Here is an 18144-nt window from a genome sequence, read left to right as displayed (position 1 = left end):
CGACGCCAGAGACTTGTGCTGGCGAATGCCCGTTGCGAATCTGCGTCAACAGACTATGTCAGGGGACTAAGTGCAATGATTTCGGCCGTGCAAGGACGTTTTGCCAACCTCGGTATGGCAAAAAAAATGGGTGTCGGGTTTGTATTGGTGCTGCTGCTGACGGCCCTGGTGGCAGCCATCGGCGTTTGGTCCCTGCAAACCATCAGTCAGCGCTTCGACGGGCTCAAGCAGATGTCGTCGCTCAACAGCGGTTTGCTCAAGGTGCGACTGCTTGAACAGGAATACGCCTTGCACGGCAACCCGAAAACCGCCGATGCCCTGCGCCAGGGTGTTGATGGCCTGATCGCCTTGGCCACGCAGCTCAAGGCTGCGTCAGCGGCCAACGTGCCGGTGATGAATGACGTCGAGCAGTCCCTGGGGGCCTATCGCAAGGCTTTCGACGAATTCGTCTCGCTGAGTCAGGCCAAGGACCTGGCCCTGGAAATGGCCAGCTGGTCGGTGTCCAGCGTGGCCAATAACCTTGATGTCCTGCAAGCAGGGCTTGCCGATGACGGCGCCTATACCTTGAAGGAGTCCGAAGGCAAGGATGGAGGGCAGTTCATCGAGCAGGCCAATCAGGTCAGCCAGGTGTCGCGGTTGATGCTGCAGGCCATGAACGAAGCGCGTGTGCGTCTGGACCAGAGCCGCAAGGGCGATGACAGCGCCGGGCAGGGCAAGATAGAACAGGCCGAACAGGCGCAGGTTCAGGCCGAGCAGTTGAAGACCACGGTCAAGGATGAGGGCTATCAGACGGTCCTCAATGAAGTGGCGGGTCACATCAACAGTTTCAGCGAGAAACTGACGGAATACACCGGCCTGTTGGCCCAGGAAAAAACTGTCTACGAGCAACTGCACCAGCGTGCGGCGCAAGTGGTGGAGCGGGTCGATCAGGCTTATGTCGCCGAAGACCAGTCGATGCAGGCCGAGCTGAAAAAGAATTCGATGCTGATCATCGGCTCCTCAGCCCTGGCGTTGCTGGTCGGGTTGATTGCAGCGTGGGTGATTACCCGGTTGATCGTGGCGCCGTTGCGCAGTGTGATTCGTGTCGCTCAGCAGATTGCTGCGGGTGATTTGAGTGCGACGGTTGAAGTGACGCGCCGTGACGAAATCGGCCAGTTGATGCAGGCCATGCAACAGATGGGGGCGGGGCTGAGCACCATCGTCAGCGGTTTGCAGGCCGGTATCGAGCAGTTGGCGAGTTCGGCGCAATCGCTGTCGACGGTGACCGAGCAGACCAACCTTGAGGTCAGTAGCCAGAAGGAAGAAACCGAGCAGGTCGCCACGGCGATGAATCAGATGACGGCGACGGTGCACGATGTGGCGCGTAACGCGGAGGAAGCTGCTCAGGCTGCGCAAACCGCGGACGGTAAGGTTGAAAGTGGCCAGCAAGTGGTGCGTCAGAGCATGGCGCGCATCGAACAGCTGGCAGACTCGGCGACGTCGGCCAGTTCGAGCATCGAAAGTCTGAGTGCGGAAATTCAGAACATTGGCACGGTGCTGAGTGTGATCAAGAGTGTTGCCGAGCAAACCAATCTGTTGGCGCTGAATGCGGCGATCGAGGCGGCCCGGGCCGGCGAGCAGGGCAGGGGATTTGCGGTGGTGGCGGATGAGGTTCGGGCGTTGGCCAAGCGCACTCAGCAATCGACCGAGGAAATTGAGCGCCTGGTGAGTGCCTTGCGTTCGGCGGCGCAGTCGTCGGTGCAGCAGATTCAGAACAGTGGTGAGCTGGTGAAGCTGGCGGTGAGTGATGCATTGCAGACGGAGAGTGCGCTGGGGAGTATTGCGGCGGCGGTGTCGTTGATTCAGCAGATGAACCAGCAGATTGCGGCGGCGGCCGAGGAGCAGAGTTCGGTGGCTGAGGAGATTAATCGCAGTGTGACGAGTATTCGGGCGAGTGCGGATCAGTCTTCGTTGGCGATGCGGGGGAATGCGGCGTCGAGTATTGAGCTGGCGCAGCTGGGGGTTGAGTTGAAGCGGATGGTCGGGCACTTTCGGCTCTGATCTGGGCCCCGCATATGTACACAGATCTACTGTGGGAGCGGGCTTGCTCGCGAAGGCGGCCTGATAGCCGACCTATTTCCCTCATGTGTACATATCCATTCCTGCGGTAACGGCTGCTAATGGTTCCGCCCTTACGGCGTGTCACTTTGGCAAACGCCCCAAAGTAACCAAAGGTCTCGCCCCAAACGTCCGGCCCCTCGCCTAGGCTCGGCGTTCCTTCGCTCCGGTATCCATCCGGGGACACTGCCCTCCGGTCTGCTTCGCGACGACCTACATGCAGCGTGTTCGACTGCGTCGAACGGCGCTGCGCGCCACTCCCCGGATGAACACCTCCACTCAGCCTCCCGAAAGGGGCGGGCAGATCAAAATCAAAAGCAGGCGAGCTAACGCTCGGCCTATTGAGTGGTGAAAAGCGAAGCGCGTACGCCGACCCCCTGTAGGAGCGAGCGGTGCGGCGATCCGACTTGCCCGCGAAGGCGGCCTGACAGCCGACCAAGATCTTGCGGATGTACAAAATTCCACTGTGGGAGCTGGCCTGCCAGCGATGGCGGCCTGACAGCCGACCAATCTCTTCTCCGGCAGTACTCAACCACCAAACCCAACTCAAAAAAAAAACCACCTCGCGGTGGCTTCTTTTTGCTGCTTCGGATCAGTCGTAAATCACTTTCTTCTTCCAGTCCGCATCCGCCTCGACTTCCTTGAGGCCTGCGTTCAACTGGTTGGTCTCGCTTTCAACAGCGGCGATGTTGTCCATCACCATGGCGTTGGCGCGAGCCAGGAGTTTTTCCAGATATTCGAGTTGTTCGGCGTAGACCTGCGGTTCCTGTTGTTTACGCAGGTATTGCACACCGCGTTCAAAAGCGAGGCGGGCCTGGCCTGGCTGGTTTTGTTGCAGGCAGTGCTGGCCGAGGTTGTTGAAGAATTCGATGTGCAGCAGGACCAGGATGTGGCGCACTTCGCGGATCCAGCGCTTGGCTTCGTTGGTCGGCAGGAAGCCGTCCTGCGCGGCGCGGGTGATTTGGCCGTGCAGGGCTTCGAGCAGGAAACGCACGTCCTTGGCCTTGGCTTCGGTCTGGATCGGTGCCGGCGGGTTGTTGACCGGGATCGATTCGCCTTGCGCGGCCAGGGCTTCCAGTTCGCTAATCCGGGCCCTGAGGTTGGCGCTGGTTTTTTCCAGGTTGAGCAAACGCTGGCAAACGTTAAGCTCCAGACGGGTCAACAGCAGCTTGAGCGCCGGTGTCATCAACTGACCGGGGAAGGTCTCGGTGATTTCGCCGCAGCGACGCAAGCGGTCGTTGAGTTCAACCTTGGTACGGGCCCTTTCCAGCTTGTTGTTTTCCACCACATGGTTCATGTAGCCAATGGCGATCAATAGTGCGATCCCGGCTACGACTAGCAGGGTGATCATGAGTGGTGTCACCGGTAAGACCTCTTTATAGGGTTCGCGATCGAGTGTAGTGGCTTGGCATTTGGGCGCATAGGGCCGCTCGACGAGTTGAATCGGTTGTGGCTGTCTTTATATCGGCCGTGGTTCGACTTATATAAATGCTGGCAAAGGTGGATCACATTGCCATCATCTTCGGCGGCGGACTATAACGCCTTGGTGGTTGCCAGAATATAGCCGCCAAAGGTCAGCAGGCGGAAAAGCCGGAATCCCGGCTGAAAGCAGGGCGAAGTCATTGATTTAAATAAATTTATATCTGGGGGTTGACGACCCCTCAATCCATCCATAGAATGCGCGCCACTTACAGCGTAAAGCACACAGCGAAACGCGGTAGGGAGTGAATGTTGTACGTGTGTCCCCTTCGTCTAGTGGCCTAGGACACCGCCCTTTCACGGCGGTAACAGGGGTTCGAGTCCCCTAGGGGACGCCATAAGCGGGAATAGCTCAGTTGGTAGAGCACGACCTTGCCAAGGTCGGGGTCGCGAGTTCGAGTCTCGTTTCCCGCTCCAATTTTAAGCAGCGTTGCTTTCGGGCAGCGCTGAGTGAAACCAGAGCCGACATCTTAAGATGCGGATTTGGGCACTGAAATACACACCATGTGTTTCAGTTAGCGTGTCCCCTTCGTCTAGTGGCCTAGGACACCGCCCTTTCACGGCGGTAACAGGGGTTCGAGTCCCCTAGGGGACGCCATTTGCGGGAATAGCTCAGTTGGTAGAGCACGACCTTGCCAAGGTCGGGGTCGCGAGTTCGAGTCTCGTTTCCCGCTCCATATTTAACGAAAACGCCGCTCAGTGATGAGCGGCGTTTTTGTTTGTGCGTCATCCATGAAAAAGGACCTCAAGGTCCTTTTTCTGTTTGTGCTGGAATCAAAAAGACCACGCGTCGGACCCGCCATAGCAGCGGGTCCGAAAGGCGATCAGAGCTTCGGCAACTGCCCGATGCGCCCCATCATCTCCGTCACGATCTGCAGGTCCAGCAGGAACTGGTCAACCGTCTTGAACTCGTTGTCGGTGTGCCCGGTGTATTTGACCTCGGGCCGGGCCAGGCCGAATTGCACGCCATTGGGCAATTCATGGACCGAGGTGGCGCCGGCGGAGGTGCCGTACTTGTGTTCCATACCCAGGTTTTCGCTGGCCACAGCGAGCAAGGCCTTGACCCATTCGCCTTCAGGATTTCGGTACATCGGCTCGGCGATCGAGTAATCGAAGGCCACCGCAACGTCGGTCTTCTTGCTCCAGGCGCCAAGCTTGTCGGCGATTTCGGTCTTGAGGGTTTCCGGGGACTTGCCCTTCGGCACCCGCAGGTTGACCGCGAGCTTGAAGGTTTTGTCATCCATGGCCACATAAGTCAGCGACGCGGTCAGTGGCCCCATGAAGGCATCGGAAAAACCGACCCCCAATTGGCTACCCAGGTAATCCAGCCCCCAGTTGTCCGCAGCGTAACGGGCGGCATCGGTGATGTGGTTGTGCTTGAGCGCGACCTTGCCGTCGAGGCTGTTGATGAAGACCAGCATTCTGGACACCGGGTTGACGCCGGATTCGGGCTCCGAGGAGTGGGCGGAAACGCCGGTGACCGTCAGCTTCACGTCCTTGCCATCGACCTTGGCGGTGACGTCGAAGTTGCCGCCATTGCTTTTGGCGTAATCGGCGCCGGCCTTCTGCAGGCTGGCGGCCAATTCAGCAGGCTTCTCAGTCAAAAGGGTGACGACCGATGTCGACGGAATCTGATTGGTGGCCATGCCGCCGGTCATCGAGATGATTTCGGCGCCCGTGCCCTCAGCCTTGCGCTTGGCAAAGTTCGCCATCACGGTGCCGTAGCCTTTCTCCGCAATTACCACGGGGTAGCCGCCATCCAGCGCCAGGTTGTAGTTGGGCGTCGGGTTGTGTTCGAAGTAATAAGGAATGGCGTCGCCGGTGGTTTCTTCGGTAGTGTCGACCAGCAGCTTGAAATTGCGCGCCAGCGGCAACTTCTCCTCCTTGATGATCTTCATCGCATAAAGCGCTACCACGATGCCGTTCTTGTCGTCCTCGGTGCCCCGGCCATACATGCGGTCGCCGATCAGGGCGACCTTGAACGGGTCGAGTTTGGTGCCGTCTTTCAGGACCCAGTTCTCCGGCGTCACCGGCACTACGTCAGCATGCGCGTGAATGCCCACGACTTCATCGCTGCTGCCTTCAAGGGTGATTTCATAGACGCGATTGTCGATGTTGCGGAAGTTCAGGTTGAAGGCCTGGGCCAGGCCCTTGATCTTGTCGGCGATCTTGATGAATTCGGGATTGTCGTGCTGATCAACGCCGTCCACGCGGAAGGTCGGGATGGCCACCAACTCGCGCAGGGTCTCGGTGGCAGCGGCGCCGTATTTAACCCGTGCGTAGAGGCCAAGCAGGCGATGGATTTCGTTCTGCTGCTCTGGCGCAAGGGTTTTGTTGCCGAGGAAGGCGCTGATGGCCGGACCGAGATTGTCGGTTTTACCGAGGTCACTCTTGGCCAGGCCTCCCAGGAATTGCCGGAAATCCGTGACCGATGCGTCGCTGAAGGACTTGAGGATCGCCGCGCTTTGTTGCGGAGTGATGTTGGCCTGCGCTGTCAGGGTAAACGACGAAAGGCTGGCCAGAATCAGGGTTGACGCAGCCAGGTGCTTGAGTGAGAAATTCATTGCTGGGGGCATTCCTTTGCAGGCAGTTTGTGAGAAGTTTCTGATCGTTAAGACAGAAACGTTTCCAACCTAACACTGTAACGGAGTGTTGCGGGAGCCCCGAAGTGGGATCTGTCGCACAGAAATGCGAAAGCGGCGCAGAAACGAAAAAGGCCCGTCAGTCTGACTGAGCGGGCCTTTTGCATGGGCGCAGGTTTTACATCGACAGAATCAGGCGTCCGGCGAACAGGATCAAAATCACCCCCATGGTGCGTTCGAACCAATGCCCCATGCGCATGAACAGCAATCGCACCCGGGCGCTGGAAAAGAACAGCGCGACGATCACGAACCACAGCGCGTTCACAAAACACATCCACACTCCATACAGCGCCTGGACCTTGAGCGGTGTGGTGGCGCTGATGATCGTGGTGAAAATCGCCAGGAAAAACAGCGTCGCCTTGGGGTTGGTCGCGTTGGTCAGAAAACCGGTGGTGAACGCCTTCAGCAGTGTTTGCTCGACAATCGGCTCCTCCGCGACTTTCTCACCTTCAAGCGCGGACTTGGGTTTACTGCGCAACAGGCAGACACCGAGGTACAAAATGTAGGCGCCGCCCACCACCTTGGCCACGGTTAACAACCAGGGCGTTGTGTGCATCAGCGCCCCGACCCCGAGCAGGGTGTAAAGCACGTGCACGGAAATCCCCGCACCGATGCCCAGCGCCGTGCAGATCCCGACCAATCGGCCGAATCGCACACTTTGACGGATGGTCACCGCGAAGTCCGGCCCGGGTGCGACCACCGCCAGAAAGTGAATGGTCGCCAGCGCCAGGAACTCGCCCAGGTAATTCGAAAACATCTCAACTCCAAAAAGTAAGGGGTGAAGCATTGCCGCGATAACCGACAAAGAACGAAAGGCTCAGCCGCGGATCCGCTACGCCCGGCGTCACCGAGTGCATGCAGCGCGAATTGAACATGATGAAATCACCCGGCTCAGGACGAATCTCCAGGGTCGGAGTACCGAGCAAGGCCGGGTCGATGCCGTAGCTGTCGCCACGCATTTCGTCGAATTGATCCGGGGAAATGTCGTGGTCCCACATCTGCAAGGCGCCACCTTCGCTGGGCATGTTCAGGTAAACGTTGCAGGCGAACTGTGCTTCCAGGCTTTTGGCCTGGTAACTGTCCGGGGCGTCCTTGGCGAAAATGTCGTGATGGGCGAGGAAGCACACACCCGGTTTCACCACGCGGGACAATCCGACATACATCTTGCGACCGTAGAGATTCTCCAGATGCGCACCCGCTGGCCAGGACTCGTCGAGCATGCAGCGCAGGGTGTCGACCGGGGACGAGTAGGGTGCGCAGCGTTTGCGCAACTCCTCGATGTTGCGCGAGGCATGATCGAAATAATCCTCGATCAGCAGTGGCTGGTTTTCCGCTTCATAAAACGCCATGCCGATGCGGCCGATGCTCGGCGCATTGATATAGCCTTCGAAGCCCGGGGCGAGGATCTTGTCGCCAATCTGAATCGCCAGCGGCCGGGGCAACAGGCCTTTGACGCGGATGGCGAGGACTTCTTCGTTGGCCAGTTTTTTTATGCACGTCTCATCGAGACGCTCGACGTCAAGCATCATGTCTTAGGTCCATCTATCAGATAGTCAACAGAACCCGCGAATGCAGGCTCTCCCGGGCGTCAGGCGATGACGGGGACGCCATCGCCAAAATGCTCAATCCACGCTGTAGTGGACTGACAGCGTTCCCTTTTTCAGTGAAAGGGAAGCGATCGTGACCGTGCCCAAATCCTTCAGGCTACGTACATGGGTGCCGCCGCAGCCGTAGGCGGGCAGTTCACCGAAACCAATTTCCCGGGCGCCTTCGCGCATCGACGTCAGACGTGGCAGATCCTGCGCAACCCATTGCTCGATGGCGTGATGAATCATCTCGGCCTCCACCTCTTTTGCCGACTCTGCCGGTTTGAATTGCACGCGACCTTCGCCCGGCCAGTGATGAGCCTTGATCGGCATCCAGCCCAGGGCCTGGACAAAATGACCGATCAGGTGACCGGCTGAATGCATGCGCGAATTGAACTGGCGACGTGGCTCGTCTACCCGAATCTGCGTCATGCCGAGCTTCACCGGGTGGTCGACAAAGTGAATGATCCGGTCCGGATCCTGGACCACGCGCAGGACCTGGCTTTCGCCGATCCAGCCGGTATCGCAAGGCTGACCGCCACCCTGGGGGTGAAACAGCGTGGCGCGCAGCACCACCGCAAACTCGTTCTCCTGGGGCGTGCATTCCAGGACTTCCACATTGGCCTTGAGGTCATCACTATGGAAAAAGAGGCGAAGCGTCATATTCCATGTCCTCATTAAAGTTTCTTTTTTTATTATATGAAGCGTGGAATTGCGTGATAATCCGTTCAAACATCAAAGGACTGTTGCGCTGTGAGCATAAATCTTCCACTGCCTCTGCTCGGTGAAATGGCGATCTTCGTCAAGGTTGTCGAGACCGGCAGCTTTTCCGAGGCGGCTCGTCAGCTAGGGTCTTCACCTTCGGCGGTGAGTCGCAGCATTTCCCGTCTGGAAAAGGCGCTGGCCACGCGTTTGCTGCAACGAACCACGCGCAAACTGCGCTTGAGTGACGGTGGTGAAGAGGTGTTCAAGCGTTGCCAGGAGATGGTCAGCGCGGCCAAATCCGTGATGGAAATCAGCGGGCAGTTCACCCATGAAGCGGAAGGATTGGTGCGGGTCAGTGTTCCGAAGGCGGTCGGTCGATTTGTAATTCACCCGCATATGCCGGAATTTCTGCGCCGTTATCCCAAAGTGGATGTGGAGCTGTTGCTGGAGGATCGGCAGGTGGATCTGATAGACGACAACGTTGATCTGGCGATTCGCATTACTGATCGGCCACCTGCCGGGTTGGTCGGGCGGCAATTGCTGACCATCGACCATTTGCTCTGCGCAACACCGCAGTACCTGGCCGAACATGGCACGCCGACGCATCCCCACGACTTGCTCAACCATAGCTGCATCTACCTGGGCGAAACCCCGAGCGATGCGCGCTGGAAATTCAAGAAAGGCACCAAGGCTGTGACGGTCGGTGTACGCGGGCGGTATGCAGCGAATCACACGGGCGTGCGACTGGGTGCGGTGTTGCAGCACATCGGGATTGGCAGTCTGCCGTACTTCACCGCGCGTTATGCGCTGGAGCAGGGGTTGATCGTGCAAGTGCTGCCGGACTGGACCTTTCTCGCGTCTTACCATGGCGGCGCCTGGTTGCTGCATTCGCCGACGCGGTATTTGCCGCCGAAGTTGCGGGTGTTTATTGATTATCTGGTGGAGTGCCTGGAGAAGGAGCCGACGTTGGGCAAGCCGGGGAAGGCGGGTAAGGTCGCCGCGGAGTATGAGTTTCCCGAGAGTGATGGGTTAATTTGACGGGCCTATTCGCGAGCAAGCCCGCTCCCACAGGAGATTGGAGGTAAACAAAAACTTTGTAAGCAACCGAGATTACTGTGGGAGCGGGCTTGCTCGCGAATAGGCCCGCCCTGACACCCCATCACTCGGCAATGTCACAAAAAGGCCCGCATGAATAACCATGCGGGCCTTTTGCATTACTGATCGGAAATCAGTGCTTGCTGTCGTCGTTCGACATCGCCAGCAGCTGTTTTTCCTGGTTCCAGTCGAAAGGTTCGTCGTTCTGTTCGGCTTCGAAACGACGCTCTTCCAGTGCCTGGTACAAATCGATTTCATCATCGGGCATGTAATGCAGGCAGTCACCGGCGAAGTACCACAGCAGGTCGCGCGGGACCAGGTGGGCAATTTGCGGATAACGAGTGATGACCTGGCACAGAATGTCCTGGCCCAGGTATTGGCTTTCGATCGGGTCGACCGGCAGCAACGCACGCAGTTCGTCGAAGCGCTCCAGGAACAAGGCATGGCTTTCTTCGGGAACCTGTTCGGCCTCACCTACGGCGACCAGGATGCTGCGCAGGTGGTCGAGCAAGACAAGATGATCGGCAACGACGTTGGACACGAGATAAGTCCTCAAGAGCAAAACGGGCGCGGGAGTATAAAGCCCCCACGCCCCTTTTTACAGGATCAGCGGACCTTTCCGTCGGCCAGCGCCAGCTCTTCTTTGTCGAAATCATCGACATCGATCACCTTGCGCCGCGCGGTTTCGGCTTCACGCAGGGTCTGCGCTTCCACCGCCTGCAACACCCCAGCCTCCAGCGCTGCATCGATGACGTGTTCACCGGCAGTCGGTTTGACCTGACCGCTTTTGAGCGCCACGTGCAGTTTTTTCTGCAACGGCTGCGCCGCGTTCAACAGGTTGCAGGCATGTTGCAGGGCACCGACCGCGTCATCCGCCGATTGCGGACGATAGCAACCGCCAAGCAGTTCTTCGAGGGTTGGATCGCCCTTGGCCCGGCCAATCACCGCCGCAACTTCGGCGCCGAGTTTGTCCGATGGCCCTTTGTGACGACGGCCAAATGGGAACACGATCACTCGCAACAGGCAGCCCAGCACCTTGTTCGGGAAGTTGCTCAGCAATTCATCCAGCGCACGTTCCGACTGGCCAAGGCTTTCTTCCATGGCCCAGGTAAACAGCGGCGCCATGTGTTCCGGCGAGTCGAGGTCGTGGTAACGCTTGAGCGCGGCGGAGGCGAGGTACATGTTGCTGAGCACATCCCCAAGGCGCGCCGACAAACGTTCGCGCCGTTTCAGTTCACCGCCCAGCAGCATCATGCTGAGGTCGGCGAGCATGGCGAACGCGGCGGCCTGACGATTAAGCGCGCGGAAATAACCCTGACTGAGCTTGTTCCCAGGCGCGTGTTCGAAATGCCCGAAGCCGAGGTTCAGCACCAGCGTGCTGGCAGCGTTGCTCACGGCGAAACCGATGTGCTTGAGCAGCAGGCCATCGAACTCGGTGAGTGCCTGATCCTTGTCTTCACGACCGGCGAGGGCCATTTCCTTGAGTACGAACGGATGGCAGCGAATGGCGCCCTGACCGAAGATCATCAGGTTGCGCGAGAGAATGTTCGCGCCTTCCACGGTGATGAAGATGGGGGCGCCATTCCAGCTGCGACCGAGGTAATTGTTCGGGCCCATGATGATCGCCTTGCCGCCGTGAACATCCATGGCGTGGCTGATGCACTCGCGGCCGCGTTCGGTGAGGTGGTACTTGAGAATCGCCGACAGCACCGACGGTTTCTCGCCAAGGTCGACCGCGTTGGCGGTCAGCATTCGGGCGGCGTCCATCATCCAGGCGTTGCCGCCGATGCGCGCCATGGCTTCCTGAATACCTTCGAACGCCGACAGTGGCACGTTGAATTGCTCACGCACCTGCGCGTACTGACCGGTCACCAGACTGGTGAATTTGGCCGCACCGGTGCCGACCGCAGGCAGAGAGATCGAACGCCCCACCGACAGGCAGTTCATCAGCATCATCCAGCCTTTGCCGAGCATCTCCTGGCCACCGATGAGGAAGTCCAGCGGCACGAAGACGTCCTTGCCGGAGTTCGGGCCGTTCATGAAGGCGGCACCCAGCGGAAGGTGGCGTCGGCCGATTTCAACACCGGCGGTGTCGGTCGGGATCAGCGCCAGGCTGATGCCCAGGTCTTCCTTGTCACCCAGCAAATGGTCCGGGTCATAGGCCTTGAAGGCCAGGCCGAGGAGGGTGGCCACCGGGCCCAGCGTGATGTAACGCTTTTCCCAGTTGAGGCGCAGGCCAAGAGTTTCCTTGCCTTCCCATTCACCTTTGCAAATGATCCCGGTGTCGGGCATGGCGCCGGCATCGGAGCCGGCCAGGGGACCGGTCAGTGCGAAGCACGGGATGTCGTCACCCCGGGCCAGCCGTGGCAGGTAATGATTGCGTTGTTCGTCGGTGCCGTAATGCAGCAGCAGTTCGGCGGGGCCAAGCGAGTTGGGGACCATCACGGTGGAGGCGAGGTCGCCACTGCGGGTCGCCAGTTTCATCGCGACCTGGGAGTGGGCATAGGCCGAGAAGCCCTTGCCGCCAAACTCCTTTGGAATGATCAGCGCAAAGAAGCCGTTTTCCTTGATGTGGGTCCAGGCTTCGGGCGGCAGGTCCATGTCTTGCCCGATCTGCCAGTCGGTGACCATGGCGCAGAGTTCTTCGGTCGGACCGTCGATAAAGGCCTGTTCCTCTTCACTCAGCTGCGCTTTTGGATAAGAAAGCAGCTTGTTCCAGTCCGGGCGACCGCTGAACAGTTCACCGTCCCACCACACGGTCCCGGCGTCGATCGCATCGCGTTCGGTCTGCGACATCGGCGGCAGGGTTTTCTGGAACCAGCTGAACAGCGGCGCGCTGAAGAATTTACGGCGCAGGTCGGGCAGCAACAACGGCGCCGCCACCGCAGCGATCAGCACCCAGAAAACCAGCAGCAGCCAGCCTGGAGCGTGACTGAAGGCACCCATCGCGACAATATAGGCAGCGACGATGCACAGGGCGGGCAGGGGAGCGATGCGACGGTGGGCTAAATAAGCTATCCCGAGAACCAGAACCAGTATCCACAACAGCAGCATATTTAATCCTCCGTGAACCAGGGCAAAACCAACCTTCAGAGCTTAGACGGCATCCGCAAAACAGGGTGGTCGGAGCGAGGTGATTGAATTCGTGGGAAACCATCGATGAGTTTTGTAGGTTGGGTTGGCAACACGCCCGGGAAATCGTTCGTTTCCTACGCGGCTATGCGCCCATGTTTGGCCGAAACGTCGTTATCTCTGTGCTGGAGGTGTCGCTAGACTCGTGGCTTCCCCAGGAGATTGTTCTCATGCACGAGTATCTGAGTCCCGGCCGCTTCATCGATAGTGACCACCCCTGCGTGGTGGAGTTCGCCGAAAAGCATCGGGGCGCCAGTCGCGATCCGCTTGATCAGGCGATCAACCTCTATTACGCGGTGCGCGAAGCCGTGCGCTACAACCCCTATACGTTCAGTCGCGACCCTGAAACCTTGCGCGGCAGTTATGCACTGGCGGCCGGGGAGAGTTATTGCGTGCCCAAGGCCACGCTCCTGGCCGGTGCCGCGCGACATTGCGGCATCCCGGCGCGGATCGGCCTGGCGGACGTGCGCAATCACCTTTCGACCCCGCGTTTGCTTGAGTTGCTCAAGAGCGATGTGTTCGCCATGCATGGCTATACGGAACTGTATCTGAATGGTCGCTGGGTCAAGGCGACGCCGGCCTTCAACCAGCAACTCTGCGAACTGTTCAATGTGGCGCCGCTGGAATTCGACGGCATCAACGACAGCGTTTTTCATCCCTTCAACCGCGACGGCGAGCAACTGATGGAGTACCTGATCGACCACGGCCAGTTCACCGACGTGCCCGAAACGTTCTTTTTCGAGCACCTGCAAAAGTGCTATCCGCATCTGTTCAGCGACACATTGCCGGCGTTGCTGGGTGACATGCAGAGTGATTTGAGCCGCGCCTGATCCGGCGTATGCTGCCTGCGCATTCATCCATAAAGAGGCGGTCATGCTGAAGATCTGGGGTCGGAAAAATTCGTCGAATGTCAGAAAGCCATTGTGGGCCGCCGAGGAACTGGGGCTGGCCTATGAAGCCATCGATGCAGGTGGCGCCTTTGGTGTAGTCGATACGCCGGAATACCGGGCGATGAATCCAAACGGCCGCGTGCCGGTGATCGAAGACGACGGCTTCGTGCTCTGGGAATCGAACGCCATCGTGCGTTATCTCATGGCCAGTCACGCCGATGACACGGCCTGGTATCCGGCGGATCTGAAAGCCCGCGCCGCCGCTGACAAGTGGATGGACTGGACCACCTCAAGTTTTTCCGGTCCGTTCCGCACCGTGTTCTGGGGCGTGTTGCGCACACCGGAAGACAAACAGGACTGGCCCGCCATCAATGCTGCGATCAAGGAATGCGATGACTTGTTGGCAACGGCCGACCAGGCATTGGCGGCCAAGCCGTATCTGTCCGGCGACGAAATCGGCATGGGCGACATCCCCCTTGGCAGTTTCATTTATGCCTGGTTCGAGATGCCGATCGAGCGCGCACCGCAGCCCAATCTTGAAGCCTGGTACGCACGGCTGAAACAACGCCCGGCGTATAAAAAAGCCGTTATGACCGCGTTGACTTAATACTCACTATCGACACACTTGACTGTACTTGTGTGGCGGCGACAAGCACCATTGCGCTCACGCGCCGCGGTTGCATTGCTCGCCGCCCGCCCTTAGTTATCCCTTTCTTCCCTTCTTGGTGCGTAAATCCGATATGAGTTCCGCTCTGTCCATCCGGCAGCTAACCAAAACCTACGGCAACGGTTTCCAGGCCCTGAGTGGTATCGATCTGGACGTCGCCGAAGGTGACTTTTTCGCTTTGCTCGGCCCTAACGGTGCCGGCAAATCCACGACCATCGGCATACTCTCGACCCTGGTGAACAAGACCAGCGGCACCGTGAATATCTTCGGTCACGACCTGGACAAAAATCCTGCGCAGCTCAAGCGCTCCATCGGCGTGGTACCCCAGGAATTCAACTTCAACCAGTTCGAAAAAACCTTCGACATCGTCGTGACCCAGGCCGGTTACTACGGCATTCCGCCGAAGATTGCCAAGGAACGCGCCGAGCAGTACTTGACCCAGCTCGGCCTGTGGGACAAGCGCGATGTGCCCTCCCGTTCGTTGTCCGGCGGCATGAAGCGTCGACTGATGATCGCCCGCGCACTGGTTCACGAACCGCGCCTGCTGATCCTCGATGAACCGACCGCGGGGGTGGACATCGAACTGCGTCGCTCGATGTGGAGCTTCCTCACCGAGCTGAACCAGAAAGGCATCACCATCATCCTCACCACCCACTATCTGGAAGAGGCTGAGCAGTTGTGCCGCAACATTGGCATCATCGACCACGGCACCATTGTCGAGAACACCAGCATGAAACAGCTGCTCGGCCAGCTGCATGTGGAAACCTTCCTGCTCGACCTCAAGAACACGCTGAGCGTCGCGCCGCAGTTGCTCGGTTACCCGACCAAGCTGCTGGACGGCCACACCCTTGAAGTTCAGGTCGACAAGGCTATGGGCATCACTGCGCTGTTCACTCAACTGGCGCAGCAGAACATCGAAGTCCTGAGCCTGCGCAACAAAACCAATCGCCTCGAGGAGTTGTTCGTGTCCCTGGTGGAGAAAAATCTGTCGAAGGTGGCGGTATGAGTTCCGAGCTGCAACCCAACCTCGTTGCCCTCAACACCATCGTTTACCGCGAGGTGAAGCGCTTTACCCGGATCTGGCCGCAGACCCTGCTGCCGCCGGCGATCACCATGGTTCTGTACTTCGTGATCTTCGGTAACCTGATCGGTAAGCAGATTGGTGGCATGGGTGGTTTCACCTACATGGAGTACATCGTGCCGGGCCTGATCATGATGTCGGTGATCACCAACTCATACGGCAACGTGGTCTCGAGTTTCTTTGGCAGCAAGTTCCAGCGCTCCATCGAGGAATTGATGGTGTCTCCGGTGTCACCCCATACGATTCTGATCGGCTACACCTTGGGCGGGGTGCTGCGCGGGTTAATGGTCGGGGTCATCGTGACGCTGCTGTCGTTGTTTTTCACCGATTTGCAGGTGCATCACCTGGGCGTGACCATTCTGGTGGTGGTGCTGACGGCGACGATCTTCTCGCTGCTGGGCTTCATCAACGCCGTGTTTGCACGCAACTTCGATGACATCTCGATCATCCCGACTTTCGTGCTGACGCCACTGACGTACCTGGGCGGGGTGTTCTACTCGATCAGCTTGCTGCCTCCGTTCTGGCAGACCGTGTCCCTGGCGAACCCGGTGTTGCACATGGTCAACGCCTTCCGCTACGGCATTCTTGGCGTTTCGGACATCAGGATCAGCGTGGCGATTACCTTCATGCTGGTGGCGACGGTTGTGTTGTACATCGGCTGCGCACGGTTGCTGGTGAGTGGGCGCGGGATGCGTACTTAAGAAAGACCTAGTCGACTTCATCGCGGGCTTGCCCGCGATAGCCATCGGTATCTACACATCTCTAAAGTCTTCGGCTGGCCACCCAGCCGATGGCTTCTTTAGCAAAACCCGCCAGTTCCTGGGGAGTGTATTGCTCCAGCGTCTCGCACATGGCCAACAGCATGTACAAACCGGCCAGCACCGCAGAAGCCGTTACCGGCTGCGAGCGCTTCATCTGCCGACCGGACAGACGGACCAAAAAGTCCCGTGTTTGCTCAGCAAACTCACCCTCTGCCCGCATCAGACGCCAACTAACTGCACACGCCTGACTAGCGATCAGCAGCCGTTTGAACACGGCTTCACCGCTCTCTTGCTGCCAGTTTTCTAGCTGATGCCCACCCCCTTTAAGCAGTTTGAAGTAGGACTCGATACGCCAGCGCCAGTAATACCAGAGCGCCAATCGTTCACCCGCGACCTCTTGTTCAAGGTTGCTCAGCAAATACCATTCGGCCAGCAAATGACCGTCCGCCCCCGTGATTCGGCTAACGATCAACCGCGCCGGTAATGGCTCTCCAGATTTATGCCGCGTCTTGCGCTCGGTTCTGTCTTTGAGAAACGGCTGAGCTTTGCGAGTCAGTACGACCGAGGTTTCCCCGATCCATTGAATCGCGGGCTTGCCTTTGTATTCAACCTTGCGGGTTTCTTTGTAAATGAGCCCCTTGCCGATCTGGCTTAGCGGCTGAGATTGGCCTTCATAACTCGCTGTAGAGCCCGCTTTTACGCGTAACAGCCAGTTCCAGTTCTCAGCTTGCCACTGCCTCATGTGAGCCACAGAGTCAGCTTCTCGATCCACAATATGGACCAGAGGCTTGGCAAATTTTTGCTGCTCCAACCAAGCAATACGAGCGGTTAGCTCATCCAGATGTTTTTCAGGGGCCAGCACTTCTTCGGTTCGCGTGCTGAGCACGCCGTCCCTGGTCGCTAGATTCTGAGCAGGAGTACAGATCGGTGCACCGTCACGATCCGTGACTAGCAGACTGCTTTGCAGCTCGTAACCGATGTCGCCCCGGTGGGTCATTTGCAGGCGATCAGCCTTGCTGTGGTGGTGCATGTAATTGAGCCGAGACCAGTCATGCATGACCAAGGCATAGTCATCACAGTCGTCCCGACAGCCTTCGTGGGCCAACGCCAGCAGCGGTTTAACCAGATCAACGGGCCTGACTCGGTCATTGCTCAAAAATCGCCAAAGGGCTTGCGTCTGTGCAAAAGCCTTGTCGCTTCGCGGCAAGGCTTTCATCCCGGCGGCCAGCGCCGGTAATCCATTACTGTGTCCCATGACTAACTCGTCGTATCGTTTTGCCAGTCGGGCATCTAGCCCGGTCATTTGATATCCATGCCGTCCTTTTATAGACCAGGATCGGGAGATGTGTAGATACCGATGCCGCGATAGCGCCTGCTCAGGCACCACAAAAAAAACGGCCTCCAATGGGAGGCCGTTTTGCATTTATTGCATTCGGTTTTTCTTGCGCCGCTTCCACTGCCGGCTGACCCACCACCGCCAATACATCATCACCAGGCAATAGGCGAGGGCACCCAGCACCAGCCCCGTCACCACCGATCCCAACAAAAACGGTTGCCACAAGGTAGACAGTTCGCCGCTGATCCATTCCCAGGTCAGCTCGTCCGGCAAATGCCTGGCCGGTACATCCATCAACCACGCTCCCGTCTGATAAGTGCAGAAGAACACCGCCGGCATGGTGATCGGGTTGGTCAGCCAGACCAGGCTGACCGCAATGGGCATGTTGCCCCGGACCACGATCGCAAGGACGGCTGCGACCAGCATCTGCAACGGAATGGGCAGGAAGGCCGCGAACAGACCCACCGCCATGGCCCGGGCGACCGAGTGACGGTTGAGGTGCCAGAGGTTCGGGTCATGCAGCAGGGTGCCGAGAAAGCGTAAGGATTTGTGTTCCCTGATGCTGGTCGGGTCTGGCATGTAACGTTTGAATAAGCGCCGGGGCATAAGGCTTCTCGGTCGGTTAAGGCGGCAAGTATGTCTGGATTCTATGAACCGCCCATTCAGACTTTGT

15 protein-coding genes, 4 tRNA genes and 1 pseudogene are annotated in these 18144 nt (G+C 58.4%); 11 read left to right on the top strand and 9 right to left on the bottom strand.

Annotated elements, in window-relative coordinates; all coding sequences use genetic code 11:
* Window positions 1-75: 75 nt before the first annotated feature.
* Both ACA072_RS21280 and ACA072_RS21275 read left to right on the top strand, forming a co-directional pair.
* Window positions 76-1179: pseudogene (locus tag ACA072_RS21280) on the top strand (HAMP domain-containing protein); the annotation flags it as partial.
* Window positions 1159-2040 (top strand): methyl-accepting chemotaxis protein, encoded by an 882-nt coding sequence (locus tag ACA072_RS21275; protein WP_497625026.1) that lies wholly within the window; start codon window positions 1159-1161, stop codon window positions 2038-2040. The pseudogene ACA072_RS21280 and the gene ACA072_RS21275, both read left to right, overlap by 21 nt.
* A gap of 649 nt (window positions 2041-2689) precedes the next feature.
* Here ACA072_RS21275 and ACA072_RS21270 read toward each other — a convergent pair.
* Window positions 2690-3460 (bottom strand): hypothetical protein, encoded by a 771-nt coding sequence (locus ACA072_RS21270; protein WP_497620382.1) that lies wholly within the window; start codon window positions 3458-3460, stop codon window positions 2690-2692.
* 378 nt (window positions 3461-3838) lie between these two features.
* Here ACA072_RS21270 and ACA072_RS21265 point away from each other — a divergent pair.
* From ACA072_RS21265 to ACA072_RS21250, 4 genes are all read left to right on the top strand, one after another.
* A tRNA-Glu gene (locus tag ACA072_RS21265) sits at window positions 3839-3914 on the top strand.
* A gap of 3 nt (window positions 3915-3917) precedes the next feature.
* Window positions 3918-3993, top strand: a tRNA-Gly gene (locus tag ACA072_RS21260).
* A 105-nt stretch (window positions 3994-4098) separates the two neighbouring features.
* Window positions 4099-4174, top strand: a tRNA-Glu gene (locus ACA072_RS21255).
* Window positions 4175-4177: 3 nt separating this feature from the next.
* A tRNA-Gly gene (locus ACA072_RS21250) sits at window positions 4178-4253 on the top strand.
* Between the two features lie 147 nt (window positions 4254-4400).
* Here ACA072_RS21250 and ACA072_RS21245 read toward each other — a convergent pair.
* From ACA072_RS21245 to ACA072_RS21230, 4 genes are all read right to left on the bottom strand, one after another.
* Window positions 4401-6140: a dipeptidase gene (locus ACA072_RS21245; protein ID WP_497620380.1), complete on the bottom strand. Its 1740-nt coding sequence runs from the start codon at window positions 6138-6140 to the stop codon at window positions 4401-4403.
* Window positions 6141-6336: 196 nt separating this feature from the next.
* On the bottom strand, window positions 6337-6975 hold the full coding sequence (locus ACA072_RS21240) for a LysE family translocator (RefSeq protein WP_497620379.1): 639 nt from the start codon (window positions 6973-6975) through the stop codon (window positions 6337-6339).
* A gap of 1 nt (window position 6976) precedes the next feature.
* Window positions 6977-7747, bottom strand: a complete 771-nt coding sequence (locus tag ACA072_RS21235; protein WP_497620377.1) for a 2OG-Fe(II)-dependent halogenase WelO5 family protein — start codon at window positions 7745-7747, stop codon at window positions 6977-6979.
* Between the two features lie 93 nt (window positions 7748-7840).
* A complete protein-coding gene (locus ACA072_RS21230; protein WP_497620375.1) occupies window positions 7841-8467 on the bottom strand; it encodes an alanyl-tRNA editing protein in 627 nt (208 codons plus the stop codon).
* 90 nt (window positions 8468-8557) lie between these two features.
* Here ACA072_RS21230 and ACA072_RS21225 point away from each other — a divergent pair, with 90 nt between their 5' ends.
* Window positions 8558-9547: a LysR family transcriptional regulator gene (locus tag ACA072_RS21225; protein ID WP_497620373.1), complete on the top strand. Its 990-nt coding sequence runs from the start codon at window positions 8558-8560 to the stop codon at window positions 9545-9547.
* Between the two features lie 190 nt (window positions 9548-9737).
* Here the strand turns inward: ACA072_RS21225 and ACA072_RS21220 are convergent, their stop codons facing one another.
* On the bottom strand, window positions 9738-10145 hold the full coding sequence (locus ACA072_RS21220) for a PA2817 family protein (protein ID WP_027924016.1): 408 nt from the start codon (window positions 10143-10145) through the stop codon (window positions 9738-9740).
* A 65-nt stretch (window positions 10146-10210) separates the two neighbouring features.
* A complete protein-coding gene (locus ACA072_RS21215; RefSeq protein ID WP_497620371.1) occupies window positions 10211-12658 on the bottom strand; it encodes an acyl-CoA dehydrogenase in 2448 nt (815 codons plus the stop codon).
* A 248-nt stretch (window positions 12659-12906) separates the two neighbouring features.
* On the opposite strand from ACA072_RS21215, the gene ACA072_RS21210 reads away from it, so the two are divergent.
* From ACA072_RS21210 to ACA072_RS21195, 4 genes are all read left to right on the top strand, one after another.
* Window positions 12907-13566 carry a transglutaminase-like domain-containing protein gene (locus tag ACA072_RS21210; protein WP_497620369.1) on the top strand — a complete coding sequence of 220 codons (660 nt, stop codon included), beginning with the start codon at window positions 12907-12909 and terminating at the stop codon, window positions 13564-13566.
* Between the two features lie 43 nt (window positions 13567-13609).
* On the top strand, window positions 13610-14233 hold the full coding sequence (locus ACA072_RS21205; RefSeq protein WP_497620368.1) for a glutathione S-transferase family protein: 624 nt from the start codon (window positions 13610-13612) through the stop codon (window positions 14231-14233).
* Between the two features lie 133 nt (window positions 14234-14366).
* A complete protein-coding gene (locus ACA072_RS21200) occupies window positions 14367-15299 on the top strand; it encodes an ABC transporter ATP-binding protein (RefSeq protein WP_497620366.1) in 933 nt (310 codons plus the stop codon).
* Window positions 15296-16075 carry an ABC transporter permease gene (locus ACA072_RS21195; RefSeq protein ID WP_497620364.1) on the top strand — a complete coding sequence of 260 codons (780 nt, stop codon included), beginning with the start codon at window positions 15296-15298 and terminating at the stop codon, window positions 16073-16075. The genes ACA072_RS21200 and ACA072_RS21195 overlap by 4 nt, the downstream gene beginning before the upstream one ends.
* 61 nt (window positions 16076-16136) lie before the next feature.
* Here the strand turns inward: ACA072_RS21195 and ACA072_RS21190 are convergent, their stop codons facing one another.
* A complete protein-coding gene (locus ACA072_RS21190) occupies window positions 16137-17438 on the bottom strand; it encodes a transposase (RefSeq protein ID WP_497618676.1) in 1302 nt (433 codons plus the stop codon).
* Between the two features lie 120 nt (window positions 17439-17558).
* Window positions 17559-18077 (bottom strand): DUF2062 domain-containing protein, encoded by a 519-nt coding sequence (locus ACA072_RS21185; RefSeq protein ID WP_497620362.1) that lies wholly within the window; start codon window positions 18075-18077, stop codon window positions 17559-17561.
* Window positions 18078-18144 lie beyond the last annotated feature (67 nt).

This window comes from Pseudomonas sp. LBUM1656, assembly GCF_059716065.1.
The sequence above is the reverse complement of the archived record's forward strand: the minus strand, read 5'-3'. Positions and strand labels throughout refer to the sequence as shown.

Excerpts from the sequence above, each read along its gene's own strand:
- ACA072_RS21235 (WP_497620377.1), bottom strand. The coding sequence starts at position 7,747 with ATGATGCTTGACGTCGAGCGTCTCGATGAGACGTGCATAAAAAAACTG.
- ACA072_RS21215 (WP_497620371.1), bottom strand. The coding sequence starts at position 12,658 with ATGCTGCTGTTGTGGATACTGGTTCTGGTTCTCGGGATAGCTTATTTA.
- ACA072_RS21245 (WP_497620380.1), bottom strand. The coding sequence starts at position 6,140 with ATGAATTTCTCACTCAAGCACCTGGCTGCGTCAACCCTGATTCTGGCC.
- ACA072_RS21240 (WP_497620379.1), bottom strand. The coding sequence starts at position 6,975 with ATGTTTTCGAATTACCTGGGCGAGTTCCTGGCGCTGGCGACCATTCAC.
- ACA072_RS21205 (WP_497620368.1), top strand. The coding sequence starts at position 13,610 with ATGCTGAAGATCTGGGGTCGGAAAAATTCGTCGAATGTCAGAAAGCCA.
- ACA072_RS21195 (WP_497620364.1), top strand. The coding sequence starts at position 15,296 with ATGAGTTCCGAGCTGCAACCCAACCTCGTTGCCCTCAACACCATCGTT.
- ACA072_RS21275 (WP_497625026.1), top strand. The coding sequence starts at position 1,159 with ATGCAGGCCATGCAACAGATGGGGGCGGGGCTGAGCACCATCGTCAGC.
- ACA072_RS21185 (WP_497620362.1), bottom strand. The coding sequence starts at position 18,077 with ATGCCCCGGCGCTTATTCAAACGTTACATGCCAGACCCGACCAGCATC.
- ACA072_RS21190 (WP_497618676.1), bottom strand. The coding sequence starts at position 17,438 with ATGACCGGGCTAGATGCCCGACTGGCAAAACGATACGACGAGTTAGTC.
- ACA072_RS21200 (WP_497620366.1), top strand. The coding sequence starts at position 14,367 with ATGAGTTCCGCTCTGTCCATCCGGCAGCTAACCAAAACCTACGGCAAC.
- ACA072_RS21210 (WP_497620369.1), top strand. The coding sequence starts at position 12,907 with ATGCACGAGTATCTGAGTCCCGGCCGCTTCATCGATAGTGACCACCCC.
- ACA072_RS21230 (WP_497620375.1), bottom strand. The coding sequence starts at position 8,467 with ATGACGCTTCGCCTCTTTTTCCATAGTGATGACCTCAAGGCCAATGTG.